The 17,403-nt window shown below is 60.3% G+C and carries 16 protein-coding genes; 6 read left to right on the forward strand and 10 right to left on the reverse strand.

Going from position 1 to position 17,403, the window contains the following annotated elements; all coding sequences use genetic code 11:
• Window positions 1-31: 31 nt before the first annotated feature.
• The gene (locus MRX98_RS15575; RefSeq protein ID WP_246911676.1) at window positions 32-1,174 is read right to left on the reverse strand and encodes a MalY/PatB family protein; all 1,143 of its coding nucleotides are present in this window, start codon (window positions 1,172-1,174) and stop codon (window positions 32-34) included.
• Window positions 1,175-1,187: 13 nt separating this feature from the next.
• Entirely contained in the window at window positions 1,188-2,198 is a 1,011-nt protein-coding gene (locus tag MRX98_RS15580) for a YhdH/YhfP family quinone oxidoreductase (protein ID WP_246911678.1), read from the reverse strand.
• Window positions 2,199-2,275: 77 nt separating this feature from the next.
• Between MRX98_RS15580 and MRX98_RS15585 the strand changes: the two genes are divergently transcribed.
• The 3 genes from MRX98_RS15585 to MRX98_RS15595 all read left to right on the forward strand — a co-directional run bounded on the left by MRX98_RS15585 (window position 2,276) and on the right by MRX98_RS15595 (window position 4,809).
• Window positions 2,276-3,172 (forward strand): ABC transporter ATP-binding protein, encoded by an 897-nt coding sequence (locus MRX98_RS15585; protein ID WP_246911680.1) that lies wholly within the window; start codon window positions 2,276-2,278, stop codon window positions 3,170-3,172.
• Between the two features lie 2 nt (window positions 3,173-3,174).
• Window positions 3,175-4,224 (forward strand): ABC transporter permease, encoded by a 1,050-nt coding sequence (locus tag MRX98_RS15590; protein ID WP_246911682.1) that lies wholly within the window; start codon window positions 3,175-3,177, stop codon window positions 4,222-4,224.
• 192 nt (window positions 4,225-4,416) lie between these two features.
• Window positions 4,417-4,809, forward strand: a complete 393-nt coding sequence (locus tag MRX98_RS15595) for a universal stress protein (RefSeq protein ID WP_246911684.1) — start codon at window positions 4,417-4,419, stop codon at window positions 4,807-4,809.
• A gap of 106 nt (window positions 4,810-4,915) precedes the next feature.
• Here MRX98_RS15595 and MRX98_RS15600 read toward each other — a convergent pair whose 3' ends face one another.
• Window positions 4,916-6,289, reverse strand: a complete 1,374-nt coding sequence (locus MRX98_RS15600) for a PFL family protein (RefSeq protein WP_246911686.1) — start codon at window positions 6,287-6,289, stop codon at window positions 4,916-4,918.
• A gap of 35 nt (window positions 6,290-6,324) precedes the next feature.
• On the reverse strand, window positions 6,325-6,879 hold the full coding sequence (locus MRX98_RS15605) for a glycine cleavage system transcriptional repressor (RefSeq protein WP_246911688.1): 555 nt from the start codon (window positions 6,877-6,879) through the stop codon (window positions 6,325-6,327).
• Between the two features lie 295 nt (window positions 6,880-7,174).
• Here MRX98_RS15605 and MRX98_RS15610 point away from each other — a divergent pair, with 295 nt between their 5' ends.
• Entirely contained in the window at window positions 7,175-8,476 is a 1,302-nt protein-coding gene (locus MRX98_RS15610) for a CBS domain-containing protein (RefSeq protein WP_246911690.1), read from the forward strand.
• Window positions 8,477-8,478: 2 nt separating this feature from the next.
• On the opposite strand, the gene MRX98_RS15615 is transcribed toward MRX98_RS15610, so the two are convergent.
• The 5 genes from MRX98_RS15615 to MRX98_RS15635 form a co-directional block, all read right to left on the reverse strand.
• On the reverse strand, window positions 8,479-10,314 hold the full coding sequence (locus MRX98_RS15615; protein WP_246911693.1) for an ARMT1-like domain-containing protein: 1,836 nt from the start codon (window positions 10,312-10,314) through the stop codon (window positions 8,479-8,481).
• Window positions 10,315-10,358: 44 nt separating this feature from the next.
• Window positions 10,359-11,234: an HAD family hydrolase gene (locus MRX98_RS15620; protein WP_246911695.1), complete on the reverse strand. Its 876-nt coding sequence runs from the start codon at window positions 11,232-11,234 to the stop codon at window positions 10,359-10,361.
• Window positions 11,227-12,648 carry a glycosyltransferase gene (locus tag MRX98_RS15625; protein WP_246911697.1) on the reverse strand — a complete coding sequence of 474 codons (1,422 nt, stop codon included), beginning with the start codon at window positions 12,646-12,648 and terminating at the stop codon, window positions 11,227-11,229. Before MRX98_RS15625 ends, MRX98_RS15620 begins: the two co-directional genes overlap by 8 nt.
• 93 nt (window positions 12,649-12,741) lie before the next feature.
• Window positions 12,742-13,446, reverse strand: a complete 705-nt coding sequence (gene queC, locus MRX98_RS15630) for a 7-cyano-7-deazaguanine synthase QueC (protein ID WP_246911700.1) — start codon at window positions 13,444-13,446, stop codon at window positions 12,742-12,744.
• 5 nt (window positions 13,447-13,451) lie between these two features.
• Complete coding sequence (locus tag MRX98_RS15635) at window positions 13,452-14,096, reverse strand: radical SAM protein (RefSeq protein WP_246911711.1); 645 nt, start codon at window positions 14,094-14,096, stop codon at window positions 13,452-13,454.
• A 213-nt stretch (window positions 14,097-14,309) separates the two neighbouring features.
• Here MRX98_RS15635 and manA point away from each other — a divergent pair, with 213 nt between their 5' ends.
• Together manA and MRX98_RS15645 are read left to right on the forward strand one after the other, a co-directional pair.
• Window positions 14,310-15,548 (forward strand): mannose-6-phosphate isomerase, class I, encoded by a 1,239-nt coding sequence (gene manA / locus MRX98_RS15640; RefSeq protein ID WP_246911726.1) that lies wholly within the window; start codon window positions 14,310-14,312, stop codon window positions 15,546-15,548.
• Entirely contained in the window at window positions 15,545-16,144 is a 600-nt protein-coding gene (locus MRX98_RS15645) for a VOC family protein (RefSeq protein WP_246911728.1), read from the forward strand. Before manA ends, MRX98_RS15645 begins: the two co-directional genes overlap by 4 nt.
• Here the strand turns inward: MRX98_RS15645 and MRX98_RS15650 are convergent.
• Window positions 16,084-17,037: an Mrp/NBP35 family ATP-binding protein gene (locus MRX98_RS15650; RefSeq protein WP_246911730.1), complete on the reverse strand. Its 954-nt coding sequence runs from the start codon at window positions 17,035-17,037 to the stop codon at window positions 16,084-16,086. The two genes, MRX98_RS15645 and MRX98_RS15650, sit on opposite strands and share 61 nt — an antisense overlap.
• Window positions 17,038-17,403 lie beyond the last annotated feature (366 nt).

The raw sequence follows: 17,403 nt of genomic DNA on the forward strand, positions 1-17,403 counted from the left end.
TTAACACTTAAAACTCTGTTTTAATTTTATATCACCCAACCCCCGCCATCACCACAGCCATCCGCTCAAGCCCCTCCACCAGCAACCCCTTATTACACCCAAAATTGAGCCGCACGAATCCCGGTCCACCGAAGCCGGTGCCGTCCGAAAGGCCCACGCCGGCCGCCTCGAAGAAGGGGGCGGGGTGCTCGATGGAGCTGCTACGGGTATCGATCCAGGCCAGGTAGGTGCCTTCCACGGGTCCCATGTGGAGACCGGGCATTTGATTGATGGCCTGAGTGGTCAGGTCGCGGTTGGCACGCAGATACTCCAGCAGGGCCTTCAACCACGGTCCGCCGGATGCGTAGGCGGCCCGGGCGGCGGCGAAGCCGAGCACATTGACGTGGGGCACGATGCCCGCCATGGCCTGCTTGAACCGGTGTCGCAATCCGCTGTCGGAGATGATGGCGAAGGCACAACCCAGGCCGGGGACGTTAAAGGTCTTGCTGGGCGCCATCAGGGTGATGGTGCGGGCCGCCACTTCGGGGCCGAGGGTGGCGAAGGGGATGTGGCGCTTTTCCGGTGTCAGGATCAGATCGCAGTGGATTTCATCGGCACAGACCACCAGATCGGCTTCCAGGCAGATCTGCGCGAGGGCGGTCAGCTCCCGGCGGGTGAAAACACGGCCGGTGGGGTTCTGCGGGTTGCACAGCAGATAGAGCCGGGTCCGGTGGCCCAAAACGCTTTGGAGCTGGTCCCAATCCATCTGCCACTGACGGCCGTCATAGATCAGCGGGGTGGTGCGCAACTCTCTTTGCCACAGGGCGGGGGCGTTCAAAAAGGGCGGATAGACGGGCACATGGGTTACCACGGCCGAACCCTGTTCCCCCACGGTGCGAACGGTCACATTGATGCCGGTGACCAACCCGGGGAGCCAAACGATCCACTCCGGGGAGACTTCCCAGCCGTAGGTTTCCAGCAAATGGCGCAGGACGGCATCGGTCAACGCCGGATCGGGCCGCCCGTAACCGAAAACGCCATGCTCCACCCGTTGCTGGAGGGCTTCCATGACGGCGGGCGGGGATCGGAAATCCATGTCCGCCACCCACATGGGCAGGATGTCACGGCCGGCGTATTTTTGCCATTTGTGGCTGTCCGAGCCGGTGCGATCCACCGGCGTGTCGAAGTCGAACATGGGCAGCGGGCTCCTAATCGTTGGGCAATCGGACGACACAGCGTCCCGTCAGACGACCCTCCAGGATGGCCGCGATGCGTTGGTCCAGCTCCGCGAGCTCGATTTCAGCGCAGATTCGCTTCATATGTGCGATTTTCCAATCGGCGGCCAGCCGGTTCCAAACGGCCCGTCGGGTCTTCATGGGGCATTCGGCCGAGTCGATACCGATGAGGCTGATGCCGCGCAGGATGAAGGGGTATACCGTAATGTGCAATTCGGCGGAGGCGGCGTTGCCGCAACAGGTCACCGTCCCGCCGTATCGGGTGGAACGGATGGCAAAGGAGAGAATGTCGCCGCCCACCGTGTCGATGACGCCCGTGAAGCGTCCCGGCAGCAACGGCTTGTTTTTCGGGTCCGTCACCGCCGCGCGGTCCAGCACCTCCTTGGCGCCCAGGGTGGTCAACAGTTCGCGGGCTTGTGGCTTGCCGGAGGCGGCCACCACGGAATAACCGCTGCCGGCCAGAATGGCCACCGCCAGGCTGCCGACCCCGCCGCTGGCGCCGGTGACCAGGATTTCACCGTCCCCCGGCAGGATGCCGGCCTGTTCCAGCTTGAGGATGCTCAGGCCGGCGGTGAAACCGGCGGTGCCGAACACCATGCTTTGCTGGAAGGTAAGGCCTCCCGGCATGGGCACCACCCAGGCGGCCGGCACGCGGATATAGCGGCCGAAACCCCCGGAGGTGTTCATGCCCAGGTCGTATCCGGTGACCAGCACCGCATCGCCGACCTGGAAATCGTTGCTGCTGCTCCGGGCGACCTCGCCGGCGGCGTCGATGCCCGGTGTGTGGGGGAAGCGCCGGGTCACCCCCCGGTTGCCGGTGGCGGACAAGGCGTCTTTGTAGTTCAGTGAAGAATAATGCACCTTGATTAAAACCTCACCATCCGGTAATTCAGAGACCGTTTTTGTGCCGATGCGGCGGGTGAATCGGCCATCGGCGGTTTCCTCGACGATCATGGCGGGAAATGGTGTGTCTGCTTGTGTCATGGCGGAGGCTCCTTTTCAGGGGGGATGTCTTCAAACCATCAATGTCATTTTATACCACAATGCCAAACAACGATACCATGAAAACGACAACCGCGCCGATCCTCGAATGTCGCGGTATCATTCAACGATACGGCCGCTTGACCGCCGTCGACGATTTGAGCCTGGCGGTGCCGCCGGGGATCTGTTTCGGTTTGCTCGGCCCCAACGGCGCCGGCAAGACGACCCTTATCGAAATCCTGGAGGATATCATACGGCCCACCGCCGGGGAGGTGTTCTACCTCGGCAAGCCGCGCACCTCCCTGTTTCGTCAACAAATCGGCATCATGTTCCAGCAGACGGCCTTGCTGGCCTTCATGACCGTTCAAGAAACCCTGGCCACCTTTCATAAGCTGTTTGACAAAGCCTATGACCTGGAAGAGCTGATCCGGTTGTGCCACCTGGACGACATCCGCAAACAGCTCAACGACAAGATCTCGGGCGGCCAGCGGCAACGGCTGCTGCTGGCCCTGGCCTTGATCAATCAACCCGAGCTGCTCTTTCTGGACGAGCCCAGCACCGGTCTCGACCCCCAGGCCCGGCGCAATCTGTGGGACATCGTGCATCAAGTGCGGTCCCAGGGCAAAACCATCATCCTGACCACCCATTACATGGATGAGGCCCAGCATCTTTGCGACATCGTGTCCATCATGGACCACGGCCGGATCATCGCCACCGGAAGCCCCCAGCAACTGATCGCCCGGCACACGCGGGGCATCAACATCACCCTGCCGCCCGATGCCGCTGAAGCGATCACCAGCAACGCCATTTTTCAGGTCAATCGGCTGGCCGACCGGGTGGTGTTGCAGGTCACCGATTTAAACAGGGCCATCCAGGCGTTGTTGGAAGCGAGCGTGGACTTGACCCACATGAGCGTTCAATCACCGACCCTGGAGACCGTATTCCTGAACCTCACAGGACGGAAGTTGAGGGAATGACCATGCGTTTCAGACGGATATGGGCCATGTTCACCGCGCGCAACCGGGAATTTTTCCGGGATCGCGCCACCTTCGGCTGGAATTTTCTGTTTCCTTTTTTGCTGGTGGTGGGATTCGCCATCATCTTCAGCGGGGATTCGCCCCAGGAATTCAAGGTGGGGCTGTTTTCCTGTCCGACCCAAGATCCGGCCGCGGCGGCTGCGTGCGTTCCTCCCGAATTGGCCGGGATTCAACAAATTCAATACATCCATTTCGATCACCTGGAACAGGGGTTGGAGCGCCTCAAACATCACAAGATCGATTTGCTGCTGCACAAGGAGGGGCCGCCGTTCCGGTACTGGATCAACGAAACCGCGCCCAAGGGCCAGACCCTGGAGCTGGTCCTGGTCGGCAGTTTGACCGACGACGGTCCCCGGCTGCTGTCCCGCCAGGAGGCCCTCAACGTGCGCCAGGTGCGTTACATCGACTGGCTCTTTCCCGGCATCATCGGCATGAACATGATGTTTTCGGCCCTGTACGGCGTCGGCTTCGTGGTGGTTAGATACCGCAAAAACGGAGTGCTGAAACGGTTGCAGGCCACACCGTTGACACCCTTTGAATATCTTTCCGCCCAGATGTTGTCCCGGCTTTTCGTGCTGGCCTTTTCCATCACGGTGCTGTGGATCGGCTGCCATTTCATTTTCGATTTCACCATGGAAGGATCCTATTTCGACCTGGTGATCGTCTTTTTGTTGGGCAGTTTGAGCCTGATCGCCCTGGGATTGATCATCGCCGCCCGCGGCACCAGCGAAGAGTTCGCCAATGGTGTTTTGAACTTCATCACATGGCCCATGATGTTCTTGTCCGAGGTGTGGTTTTCCATCGAGGGCGCGCCGGACTGGGTGCGGGGCATCGCCCAGATCTTTCCGCTGACCCACCTGTTGCGGGCGGTGCGCCAAATTGTCAACGACGGCGCCCGACTGGCAGACCTGGGGCTGGAGGTGGCGGTGCTGGCCTTGCTGACCCTGCTGTTCCTGGCCACCGGCGCGGCACTGTTCTCCTGGAACAAATAGAATCCACGCCAACCCAACAAACCCAAAAAACTCAACAAACTCTCAACAAACGCGACAACCTCGCTATGCAACAAACCGCAAATGTGATATGGATGGATACCAAGCGCCACCGATCCTCATGCTATTCCCCGATATTTCGGAAACGTCATAAATTTCAGTTTTTAAACCTTTTTTCGGTAAAGGAGAACCGCAATGAAGATTATGGTTTGTTATGATGGATCGGGTGCCTCCCGTTCGGCTCTGAGAGTGGCGACCAAACACGCCAAGGCCATGGATGCCAAGATTTACCTGGTGGCCTCGATGGAAAAGGGCACCGAGGACGAGCAGAAAATGATTCAGCAGCTGGAGACCGAGCTGGCCACTACCAAGGAGAAGCTGGAACGGGACGGTATCGCCTGCGAAACCCATTTGCTGGTGCGCGGCATGACCCCGGATGAGGATCTGGTGACCTATGCCAAGGAGCAGGGCATCGACGAGATCGCCATCGGCATCCGCAAACGGTCCAAGGTGGGGAAACTGATTTTCGGGTCAACGGCCCAGTATCTGATCCTCAATGCCCATTGCCCCGTCATTACGGTAAAATAACCTGCATCCGGAAAGGGCGCACTGCCAAGTGCGCCCCGTCCCCTCCCGTTCAACGCGCTACCCCCTAAAAAAAAAAGCCATAAATCCCAAGCCCTCACCCAAACCCTCAATTGGTCAGTGAGTGAATCGGCGAAGGAATCAGTCCGCCGCGGCGGATGAACGGATTGTCCCCACGGGCATTGTTGACCGGCAGGATGATCGATTCGCCCAGTAAACCGCCAAAGTGGGCGTAATCACCTGCTTTTTTTCCAGGCACGGGGATGATGCGGGCGGCGGTGGTTTTCTTGTTGATGACGCCGATGGCCATCTCGTCGGCGATGATCGCGGCAAGGGTTTCGGGGGAAGTGTCCCCGGGAATGGCCACCATGTCCAGTCCGACGGAGCAGACGCTGGTCATGGCCTCCAGCTTTTCGAGGGTCAGATGTCCGTCCTGGACGGCCCGGGAGATGTTCAGGTCTTCGCTCACCGGAATGAAGGCGCCGCTGAGTCCCCCAACGTTGGAACCGGCGAATGCGCCGCCTTTCTTGACTGCATCGTTGAGCAGGGCCAGCGCCACAGTGCTGCCCGGCACCCCGATGCCGAGCAGGCCGAGGCTTTGAAAGATTTCGCCCACACTGTCGCCCACGTTGGGGGTGGGGGCCAGGGAGAGATCCACCACGCCAAAGGGAATCCCCAGGCCTTCGGCCACCTCGCGGCCGATCAGCTCGCCCGCCCGGGTGACTTTGTAGGCCGTGCGTTTGATCAGGTCGGCCACTTGGCGCAAATCCATGCCGGGACTGGCTTCCAGGGCGCGGTCGATGGCCTTTTTGACCACCCCCGGTCCACTGACGCCGACGTTGATCACCGCATCGGCCTCGCCGATGCCGAGGTAGGCGCCGGCCATGAAGGGCACATCCTGGGGGATGTTGGCGAACACGCACAACTTGGCGCAGGCGATGCCGTCCCGGTCGGCCGTCAGTTCCGCCGCCGCCTTGATTTGCCGCCCGAGCAACAGAATGGCATCCATGTTGATGCCGGCGCGACTGGCGGCCACGTTGATGGAGGCGCACAACCGCTCCGTCTCGGACAAGGCACGGGGCAGGGCATCGATCAAGGCACGGTCCCCGACGGCCATCCCTTTTTCCACCAGGGCCGTGAAGCCGCCGATGAAATCCACATTCACCGCCCGGGCGGCTTTGTCCAGGGCATGGGCGACGGCCACCATCTGATCGGCGTTGAAAGGCGCCGCCGCAACGGCGACGGGGCTGACGGAAACCCGCTTGTTGACCACCGGGATGCCGTACTTTTCCCCCACCTGGTCACAGACGGCCACAAGCCGTTCGGCCTTGCGGGCGATGCGGTCATGGATCTTGGTCGTGAACCGTTGCAGATCGTCGCTGGCGCAATCCAGCAAACTGATGCCCAGGGTGACGGTGCGCAGATCCAGGTGCTCATGGTGGAGCATGTCCAGGACGGAAAGAATTTCGCTGTGGGTGAGCATGGTGTATCGCGATCCTCACTGGCCGGAACGGCCTTTCATATGCGGTTGATGGCCTCGAAGATGTTCTGATGCTGGATGTTGACCTCAAGGCCCAGCGCTTCCCCCTTGGCCTTGAGGGCGGCATTGAGGCGCCCCTGGTCGACGTCAACCGGTATGTCCACCTCGTAGATCATCACATTGTGATCCGGCTTGTCGCCACCGCGGAAGGCGGCCCGCAGTTGGGTCACATTGACGTTGAAATCGGCCAACACCGCGGTGATTGCGGCCACCAGGCCCTTGCGGTCCGGTCCGCGGGTGGTGATGACGAAATGCTCGCAGTCACAAGCGGTCCAAGGCCCTTCATCGGCAGACAGTTCCCGGGCGTGAAAATGCATGTTCAGGGCGCTTGTGCGGGTGGACAACAGGTCGCAAAGCATTCCAGGCGCCATCCGGTCAGGCCCGGTGACGACGAGAATACTGGAAAACTGGGTTTGCAGAATGGTTTGGCTCACATCCTCGATGTTAAAGTTTTGCTCGAACAAAACCTGCGTCACCGCTGCGATGATCCCCGGCCGATCCTTGCCCAGCACCGAGATAATGAACTTTTTCATTCCGCCACCCAACCGTCGACCATCGACCACCCGTCGTACCTGCGGTCGTGATCGGCATTGATGTTCACGTTTGCAAGCCCTTTCCCATGGAGATCGAACAGCCGGCGCCCCTTTTCAACATCGGTTGACGACCCGCCAATAAGTTGCCTATATGGATGAAATTCGCCGGCCTGTCAAATGATGATGCCGGTCCGCGAACCCTGAGGGCTCAAGTGCCGGCCGACGGGTGTCGATATGACTTTCGGACCCGGCGCAATCGCGACACACGGCCGACGATCTTCTTGATGGAGCTGGAATGGAAACGATCATAACGACCCACAAGAACACCGATTTCGATGCCCTGGCGTCCCTGGTGGCCGCCATGCTGCTTTATCCGGATGCCACCCCGCTGCTCCCCAAACCCATCAACCCCAATGTGAAGGCGTTTCTGTCGCTGCACAAGGATGTGTTTCCATGGGTGGAAAAGCCGGCCCCCGACCCGAAAACAGCGCAGCGGCTGATCGTGGTGGATACGGCCCAGTGGGAACGGTTGAGCGGCATGTCCGTTTTTCGCAAGCGGTCCGATCTGGAAATTTTCTTGTGGGACCATCATCCCCAGCCGGCCACCATCAAGGCCGCCTGGAAATGCCACGATATGGTGGGCGCCAACATCACCCTCATGATGCGCTGCCTGCGCTCCGAAGGCAAACACCTGAGCCCCATCCAGGCCACCTTGTTCCTGATCGGCCTGTACGAAGACACCGGACAGCTCACCTTCCCCAGCACCACGGCCGAGGACGCCCACGCCGCCGGCCACCTGTTGTCCCAAAACGCCGACTTGGCCATCCTGCGCCGCTTTCTGAGACCGGCCTACGGTGAAAAGCAAAAAGAGATTCTGTTCCGCATGCTGTCCAACGCCCGGCGGGAAAAGGTCAACGGGCACACGGTGAGCATCAGCCGACTGCCCATCGAAGGGCATGTGGATGGGCTCGCCCTGGTGGTCAACATGTACCGCGACATCATGAACGTGGATGCCGCCTTCGGGATTTTCTGCCAGCCGGAAAACGAACGCTGCATGGTGATCGGGCGCAGCGATGTCGCCGGATTGCACATCGGCGACATCATGCGCAGCTTGGGCGGCGGCGGACACGCCGGCGCCGGTTCGGCCATGCTGCGCCAGGTCAACCCCGAAGCGGTGACCGAGATGATTCTGCAACTGATCACCGGCAATCAACAGGCCTCGGTGCAAATCAGCGATCTGATGTCCTTTCCGGTTCAGACCGTCAAACCCGATGCCACAATGGAAGAGGCGGCCAAGATCATGCGCACCAAGGGATGTACCGGACTGCCCGTGGCGAAGGACGGCAAGCTGGTGGGCATGATTTCGCGGCGCGATTTCCAGAAGCTGCGGCGCGACTCCCAGCTCAAGGCGCCGGTGAAGGCCTTCATGAAACAGCCGGTGCAGACCATCGAACCGGGCAAAAGCCCCCTGCAGGCCGCCCGCCTCATGATCCGGCAGGATATCGGCCGCCTGCCGGTGGTGGATGCCGATCGGTTGATCGGCATCGTCACCCGCTCCGACGTCATGTGCTATTTTTACGATCTGCTACCGGATTAGGGCTACGATAGCTCCGTGCAGTTGCCCGTCGGGCAAATCATGCCCAATCGCTGATCGTACATCTTGCCCACGCCGTACTCCTTGCGACGCATGAAACGTTCCTTGCCCGGACCGATGATCTGCATTTCCGGATGTTTCTGCTGCACATCGATGGCGATGGCCATCTCCTTGGTGCAACCGGTGCTGTAGGTGGCGTCCTTGCCGACCCATTCGGGGGGGATCTTCCGGCCCATTATCTGGAAAGCGGTCACGATATCGTCGTAGGTCTGGAAGCGCCAGATGTCGATTTGGCCGCTGCGTTGCACGATTTCCCACATGTACATCAGATCGTCGGCGTCCATGCCCGGCTCGTAATATTCGGACGGGTTGATGATGAAGGTCATGGCCGACTGCTTCTTCAAGTGATCCACAAAGGTGGACATGATCGCCTTGGCCATCTTGATCTTGCCCGGAATGGAGCCGATGATGCCGCTGTAGAAGATGACCGTCATGCCCTTGGCCTTGGCCGCTTTCATTTGGGCGATAATGGCATTGCCCTTGCGCTCCAGATCGTGGTGGGAAAACTTGATCACTTCCGGATGGCGCGATTTGTAGAGGATCGAAACGGCGCCGGCGCCGTCCGATGCGATGCTGAAGATGTCCTGGGTGAACTGAAACCGGGTGTCGAACAGCCGCCGGCGCTGATCCAGACCGCGGGAAACCACGGCGTCCACCTCCTTGAACATGCGGGCGAAGGTGGTGGACACCAGGATCAGGTTGAGGTTCTCGCTGGTGCCGTCGGAAAGCGCCAGAATGGGCACGTCACTGCGCAGAGTGCGCACCAGGTCGTTCTTGCCCATTCGCGGATCGTCGATGGTCAAGGCTTGCCCCATGGCGTTGTGCAATACCGTGTCGGCGGTAATGTCCAGGATGTCCGCCTTGGTGTACAGCGGACCCTCCTTGAAGGCCACGATCACTTTGTTGCCGTGGGAGACCAAGAACCGAATCAAGGCCAGGTCCACCACCACTTCTCCCGACTCGTCGGCCAGCCAGAGAATCCTGCGCTGTTTCGGGGGGTAGGAGCGTCCGAATCCCAGGAAATCCATCAGGGGCCGTCGGCCATTGCCGGTGATGGGTTTGTCGAACAGCTGCAGATAGTCGGCCGTACTCAGTTCTCCGGGGCGATCCGTTTGCCACAGTTCCGGGGCGTTGGCCATACACAACAAGCGCTGGAACTCGACGGCGGCGATTTGGGATTTGATCTCATTGAGGGTTTTCGGCGGGTTCTGCAGGGCCGTTTCGGTCACATGATTGAAGGCCTCCTGAAAGGCCGGTGCTTCCAGCAGGGCCCTGGCCCGTTGGTTTCTTTCCGATTTTTCGACGGCAAAGGGATCTTCGATGTGGGTGCGGTTCAGATAGATTTGCATCAACCGCTTTTCCAGCCGGGAAGGCATCATGATTTCGTCCCGGGTCTCGTGCTGGTACTTGTTGATCACCAATGACTCCAGGTAGGCCTTCTCCCGCTGATCTTCGATTTGTCTCTCGATCAAGGCCAGGATGCGCTGCAACACCTGGTTGTAGGCTTTCTGGATGTGGGCCGAGTTGTTGCGCCAGATGATGGCGCCGAACATCTTGTCCGAGCAGGGGTAGTAGCGCTCGTTGGGCGCGGTGTAGACCATGAAGCGGATCTGCTCGTCCGAGGCCGCTTTCTCCGGACTGGTGAAATAGTCCAAGTGGTTTTCAATGAAAAATGAGGTGAACCAGGCGTCCTGTTCCGGGCTTTGCCCGGGGACGTAGACCGGCTCGGCGGCCTTCGCGGCGGCTTTGGCGTTTTGTTTGGTTTCGGGGGCAACGGGCATCGCAAAAGACTCCTCGGTAACGATGGATGGCAGTGACAGTGGATTCATTTAACAGCTTCCAGGCAGCGGATCAACCGGGACAAGTCGGTGACAATCAAATCGGGTACATTCAATGGATCGGTTGTGGGATCGGTTGTGCCGGGCGCCTCCAGGCGCAGGGAACGCGCGTCGCCGGCGAACAGCACGGTTTGGAGACCGATGCATGCCGCGGGCAGGATGTCCTTGCGCAGATCGTTGCCGACATAGGCGGTTTGGTCGTGTGCAATGCCCTTGGCGACAAGCGCTTCGGCCGCCATTTGAAATAGGTGCGGTGAAGGTTTGGCCACCCCGTGGCGATAGGACCAGAAGATCAGGTCGGGATCGAATCCCAGCTGTTCGACAGGCGCGCCCAGGAACCAGGCAAGCAGGCAGGGGGTGAAAAATTGGGCATTGGAAACGATGCCCAGGCGTATGTCGTTGTGTCGGCAGAACGCGATCAATTCCGTTAGATGGGGCATGGGCCACACCGGGTTGACCACCATCTCGTATTCGATGGCCAGCCGGCGGATCCGTTGCGCGTCGGCAGAAGGCACCACTTCCCGCCAGATGGCCTCGATGTCCACCTCGGGAAAGTCGATTCCCCTGCGTCGGGCGGCGGCATGATGCCGGTCGATGGCGCGGCGCAGCCCCTCGGCCACCGCGGCCGGTGCCATGGCCACACCGTGGCGGGCCAGTACGGTCTGCAATGCGTCCGATGCGACATGCCGCGCCGGGCTGTTGCCGGGATCGCCGCTGCCGCTGATCAGCAACGTGCCGTAGATGTCGCACAACAGGCAGCGCACCGGCGGCCGCAGGGCGCCCCGCTCCGACAAGGGGGTGGGGATGGGCGCCATGGGCCGCAAATGTTCGGCCGCCAATTCCGGGGGCAGCGCGCTATCCATGAAACGGGCGCCATTTGAGCAGGCTGAAGCGTTCCGGTGTCAGGAACGCCGCCGCCAACTTTCTTTTGTCGATGGCCTGACGCACCGGGTGCGCCATCACCTGGTGGTAGATGGCCAGCAGCCGTTGCAGGTGGCCGGCCGGATGGAAGTGGCGCAAGACCGCGCGGCGGTTGCCGTCGATCAGCGCCGCCGCAGGCGAGGGCGGGCCGGGTGCGCGCAAAAACAGATTACGGTCCGCCAGGAGACGCTTTGCGTGGGGATCGGCGATCACCCGTGCAAGGATGGTGTGCTGATGGAGCTCGTTCAGCAAACCGAAGTCGATCCAGCCGTCGGCACTGATCGTGGTCCACCCTTGGTGGGCGATGTCGACATCCGAGGTTAGACCGTAACACTCGGCGGCGGCCAACCAGGCGTTGCACCACTGTTGTTGCAGAATCGAGGCATCGAGCCAGTCCAGGGGAACCCGCAACTGCCGGTAAAGGTGGTCCAAAAAGATGCCCTTGCGGCTGAAATCATTGCAGATGTCGGGCAGCAACCGGCCCCACAACGCCTTGCCGGCGCACCACGGCTCCAGAAATGCGAAACCGAAACCCTCGGTGATGCTGGTGGTCAAGGCGAAGCGGCATTGGGCCAACAACCGCCGGAAATCGGCGCGGCAACCCGCTTCGAACATCACCGGCAACCCCTGGTCGGCAACCGTTTTGCGCCACAGGCGATAACCGTCCATGTCGCCGCCGCTTTGCGGCGGCAAGGTGATGGCCAACGGTGCGGCGGTCTGCATGAACAACCGCAGCAGGATCGCCTCGCCGATGTTTTTGCGCCGGATGGCCCGTACCGGGTAGAGAACGGGGCCGGCGGACCCGCCGGGTATTTCCGCCGGCAAGGTGATGGGGTCGATGGCATTGGGCAGGTAGTGGACGCCCCCGTCCGACAATCCGGCCGCCTGCAACAGGTGCCTGTCGCGGCCGTTGACGACGGCATAGTGACAATCGGCCGGGTAGGGGTCTTGGCAATAGGCTTCCGGCCGCCCATCCTCGGCGAAATCGTGGACCTGGCAGAGCAGCCGGTGCCCGTTGCGCTGCAACCCATTGAGAATGTTTGGTAAGCGCTTGTTCTTGGCCAGGATGGGGTTGTGTGCGTGGATCAGGTCCGGCGGACCGTCGGGCCAGTGGCGGCGCAAAGCGTTTTCCAGGTCGGTGACGGTTTGCGCCGCCGACGGTGCCGCCTGGCCGGCGCGATCATAGGCCAAACCGGGCACCACGGCCACGGGCGCCGGCCACGACGCGCCAGGCGATGAGGCGCCGGCGATCAGCAGCACTTCGTGTTGCGCGTCGGCCAGCAATGCCGCCTGGCGACCCATGACGGATGTGACGCCGCCCGGCTTGAGATGATAATGAAGCAGTGCAATTCGCATCCAACCACATGAAATATTAAAAATTTAATCATTAATGTTTACGTTTAAGATTAAATATTATACCCGAAGTACCTAAAACTTAACACTTAAAACTTAACACTTAAAACTTGATTTCATATATCGCGTGGGATCCGGAACGCCCGCCTCCTGAAACCCTTTGCGGCGCAGGAGGCAGCTGTCGCATTGGCCGCAGGCCAGCCCGTCGGCAGTGGGATCGTAACAACTGAAGGTCAGGCCGTAGTCCACCCCCAGGGAGGTGCCGGTGCGGATGATTTCGGCCTTGGTCATCCGGATCAGCGGGGTGAAGATGCGAATAGGGCGGTCTTGCTGCACCGCCGCCTTGGTGGCCAGGTTGGCCATGGCTTGAAAAGCGGCGATGAAGGCCGGTCGGCAATCGGGATAGCCGCTGTAATCCAGGGCGTTGACGCCGATGACCAGTTGGTTGGCGTCCAGCACCTCGGCCCAGGCCAGGCCGTAAGAGAGGAAAATGGTGTTGCGGGCCGGGACATAGGTGACCGGGATGTCGTCGCCCATGGCCTCCAGGGCGCGCCCCTTGGGCACGTCGATGGCGTCCGTGAGGGCCGAGCCGCCGATGGGCGCCAGGTCCATCTTCAAAACCAGGTGTCGTTCTGCGCCCAAGGCTGTTGCCACCCGCCGGGCGGCGTCCAATTCACAGCGGTGGCGTTGGCCGTAATCGAAGCTCAGACTGAACAACCGCAGCCCGAGGTCCTTGGCCATGGCCATGGCGGTGGTGGAATCGATACCGCCGCTGGATAGTACAACCGCCTTTTCCGTCATGTGTGCTAAACCCCCCTGTCCTGATCCGGCCACAGGATCTTGTGCAGTTGCAATTGCAAACGGGCTTCCGTTCGGGTTGCCAGCAACCAGTCCGCCAACTGTCGTGGTGGCAGGATGCCCTGGGCCGGCGAAAAGAGGATCCGTTCTGCCGCCTGCCGGGCCGCCAGCCGTGGCAAGATGTCCAGGGCGTATTGGAAATCGTCACGATCCGCAACTACGAATTTGACTTCATCGCCCGGTGCCAACAGATCCAGATTGGCCCACCGTTGGTGGTGTTGCATGCCGCTGGAAGGGCACTTGATGTCCATGATGCGGTGGCAGCGCGCATCCAGAACACCGATGTCCAGGCTACCGTTGGTTTCCACGGTGACTGTGTATCCGCGGTCCGACAGGGCCTCGGCCAATTGCGGCGTGGTCCCCTGCAACAAGGGTTCTCCACCCGTCAACAGGACCCTGGGGCAACCAAAAGCAGCAATACGCTGCAGAATTGCGTCCACTGTCATGGGCTGCCCCCCGTCGTAGGCGTAACGGGTGTCGCAATAACGGCAACGCAGGTTACACCCCGTCAAGCGAACGAACACAAAGGGCAAACCGGCCCAGGAGGATTCCCCCTGAATGCTGTGAAAAATTTCGCTGATGGTCAAGGACATTGTCCACCCGGGGAAATTGCACCCGCCTGTGGCTTGCAGGCCAATCGGTTCATGATCGAATATCTTTAATAATTAAATGGTTGGATACAAACATTTCAAGTTGCAACTTGATCCATTCTATTTTATGCCTGTGGCAAGACCGCAGTGTGCATGCCCACTTATAACATGCGCCAACCGGTCCGTAAACGGCCATAATCAAAGGATTCCAATAGCATGAACCTGTTTCTGGAAATGGAGAATCCGATCCAACCCTACGCTTGGGGCTCACGCACGGCCATTGCACGGCTTTTGGGACAACCGGTGCCGGCGGATCAGCCCCAGGCCGAGTTGTGGATGGGCGCCCATCCCAAGGCGCCCTCCCGGGTGTGGTACCCGGACCACCGGCAGCGACCGGACGGCCTGATGCGATTGGATCAACTGCTGCGGCAGGACCCGGATGCTTTGCTGGGCAAGGCGGTCAGCGAACGTTTCGGCGAGCGGCTGCCCTTTCTGTTCAAGGTGTTGGCCGTGGAGCAGCCCCTTTCCATCCAGGCCCATCCCGACCGGACGACGGCTGAAAAGGGTTTTGCCAGGGAAAACGCCTTGGGCATTGCGCTGAATGCACCGGAACGCAACTACCGGGACGACAACCACAAGCCGGAATTGGTCTGTGCCTTGACGCCTTTTGAGGCGTTGTGCGGATTTCGCGCCCCCGATGCCATCCGTTCGTTGCTCGCCCCCCTCTGGCCTGCCCGATGGCATGCCGATTTGCAACCCCTGACCGAAGCCGCCGCCGCAGTGGCCTTGCGCACCTTTTACACCCGCCTGATGACCATGGAAACTGATAAACGGCGGGAACTGCTCGGCCACATCCGCCCCATAGCAGAGGCAATGGCGCAAGAGCATGCGGTCTACGCCTGCATGACGCGTTTGTTCCGGGTCTATCCGGAGGATGTCGGGGTGCTTTCCCCGGCCCTGTTGCATCTGATTGGCCTGGCACCCGGCGAAGCGCTCTTTTTACCGGCCGGTTGCCTGCATGCCTACTTGAACGGCACGGGCATGGAACTCATGGCCAATTCGGACAATGTGCTGCGCGGCGGTCTGACACCCAAGCATGTGGATGTGCCGGAGCTGTTGCAGGTGCTCCGGTTCGAGCCGCAGGCGACTGAAATTTTGCTGCCCGACGCCATAACGCCGTGGGAAAATCGCTATCCCAGCGCCGCCGCCGAATTCGTGCTCTCCGAGCTTCGATTGCAATACGGTCGGCAGGCGACCTTCGACCAAAGAGCCGCTCTTCCTGAAATTCTCTTTTGTATCGACGGGCAAGCCATCGTGGAGGGTACCGGCTCGGGCGGTCCGACATGCACCCTGTCCAAAGGGCGCTCGATTTTCATTCCTGCCGGCCACCGGGGATACCGCCTCGGCGGTTCGGCCAAGATTTATAAAGCGACGGTGAACGAGGCGTTGTTATGATCAACTACCGTGGTATCAACCACCTGGCGATGGTGACCCGCGACATGACGGCCACCATTCGGTTTTGGCGTGATTTGTTGGGGTTGCGTCTTGTGGCCGGGTTGGGAAGGGAAGGGTACCGGCAATATTTTTTCGAGATCGCACCCCACACCCTGCTGCTTTTTTTCGAATGGCCCCAGGCGCAACCCATGATGGAGAAGGATCACGGGGTACCGGTCGAGGGGCCGGTGGGGTTCGATCATGTGTCGTTGTGTGTGGCAAGCGATGATGATCTGTGGGAGATCAAGTCGCGGCTGGAGGGGGCGGGGCTATGGGCCTCGGAGCTGATCGACCATGGCTTCATTCACTCCTTGTACAGTTTCGATCCCAACAACATTCCCATAGAGTTCAGCGCGCCGGTGGCGGAGGTGGATTTGCATCGGCAGCCGCGCATGCGGGACCGCCATCCCCTGCCGGCGGCCAAGGAGGGGATGGCGCCTGTGAACGGTCATTGGGCGGCCGCAGCGCCCATCCCGCCCGCCGCAGAGCGATACATCTATCCAGGAGAAGGCACGGACTTGGTGGATAGGCCGGAGGATGACGAGGCTGCCCCCTGATCCCGGCCATCCAGCGCGAGCACCGGCTCAATGATGGTTTGCATGATCTTGGCCGTGGGACTGTCGACAAAGTGTTGCACAAAAGGCAGGCCGCTGTCGCCGGCTTCCGCGATCTTGGGATCGATGGGGATGGAGCCGAGAAATGGCACGCCCATGTCGATGGATATCTGCCGCCCGCCGCCGGAGCGCAGGATGTGGGTCACAGCACCGCATTCAGGACAGGCAAAACCGCTCATGTTCTCCACCACCCCGATGACGGGCAGGTGCAACTGACGACAAAAGGTGATGGATTTGCGCACATCCACCGCAGCCACCCGCTGGGGCGTCGAGACCACAACGGCGCCGTCCAGGGTGCCGATCAGCTGGCAGACCGAGAGGGGTTCGTCGCCGGTGCCCGGCGGTGAATCCACTATCAGATAATCGAGGTCACCCCACACCACATCCTTGAGAAACTGTTTGATCACGCCGAACTTGAGCGGACCGCGCCAGATCACCGCATCGTCCGGATTCTTGATGAGAAACCCCAGAGACATCACCTTGATGCCGCCCATCTCGATGGGAACCAGGCCATCCTCGGTCCCGATGGTTTGCTTGCCTTCCAAGCCCATCATGGTGGGTATGCTGGGGCCGTGAATATCCACATCCAGAAGTCCCACCCGTTTGCCGGCCATTTTCAGCGCCATGGCCAGATTGACGGCGACGGTGCTTTTGCCCACGCCCCCTTTGCCGGACAACACAACCACCTTGTGACGAATGCGGCACAAACGGGATTGCAGCTGCCGCCGCTCCTGGAATGCCTCTTCGCTTTCGTCCTTTTGGCGTTTGGTTGCGCTGCAGGCGGTTTGGTTGCAGCTGTCACAGGTGCTGGTGCTTTCGACGTCCGTTGTTTGCATCTTTTTGTTTCCCTCCAAAGCGATCCGCAGGTATTTGATGTTCGAAACCAGCGCCGTTCGAAACGGCGACCGTACAGCAGGGATGCAGCATAGGTCGTGCCAGGGATCGCCCGGAATCTCAACTCACCGATATCAAATGATTTGCACTAATAACCCAACCACATGCAGCGCGTGGAACGTGTTCATGGTAGCGTTCCTGCGACTTGCTTCCGGCTCGGAATGCAAAATTCCAACCCAAACCAAAACATTGCCGGTGTCACCGGTTCCGCTTTTCAGGTAACGGAAGTCCACATTAGGTTATTAGCCATTCCATTGTACATTTGTGCATTAAACAACCGCCGGCGGGTGGGTCGGGGAGCGTTTGGT

Origin of the sequence: Desulfatitalea alkaliphila (genome assembly GCF_022968795.1) — a bacterium.
Lineage (GTDB): Bacteria > Desulfobacterota > Desulfobacteria > Desulfobacterales > Desulfosarcinaceae > Desulfatitalea > Desulfatitalea alkaliphila.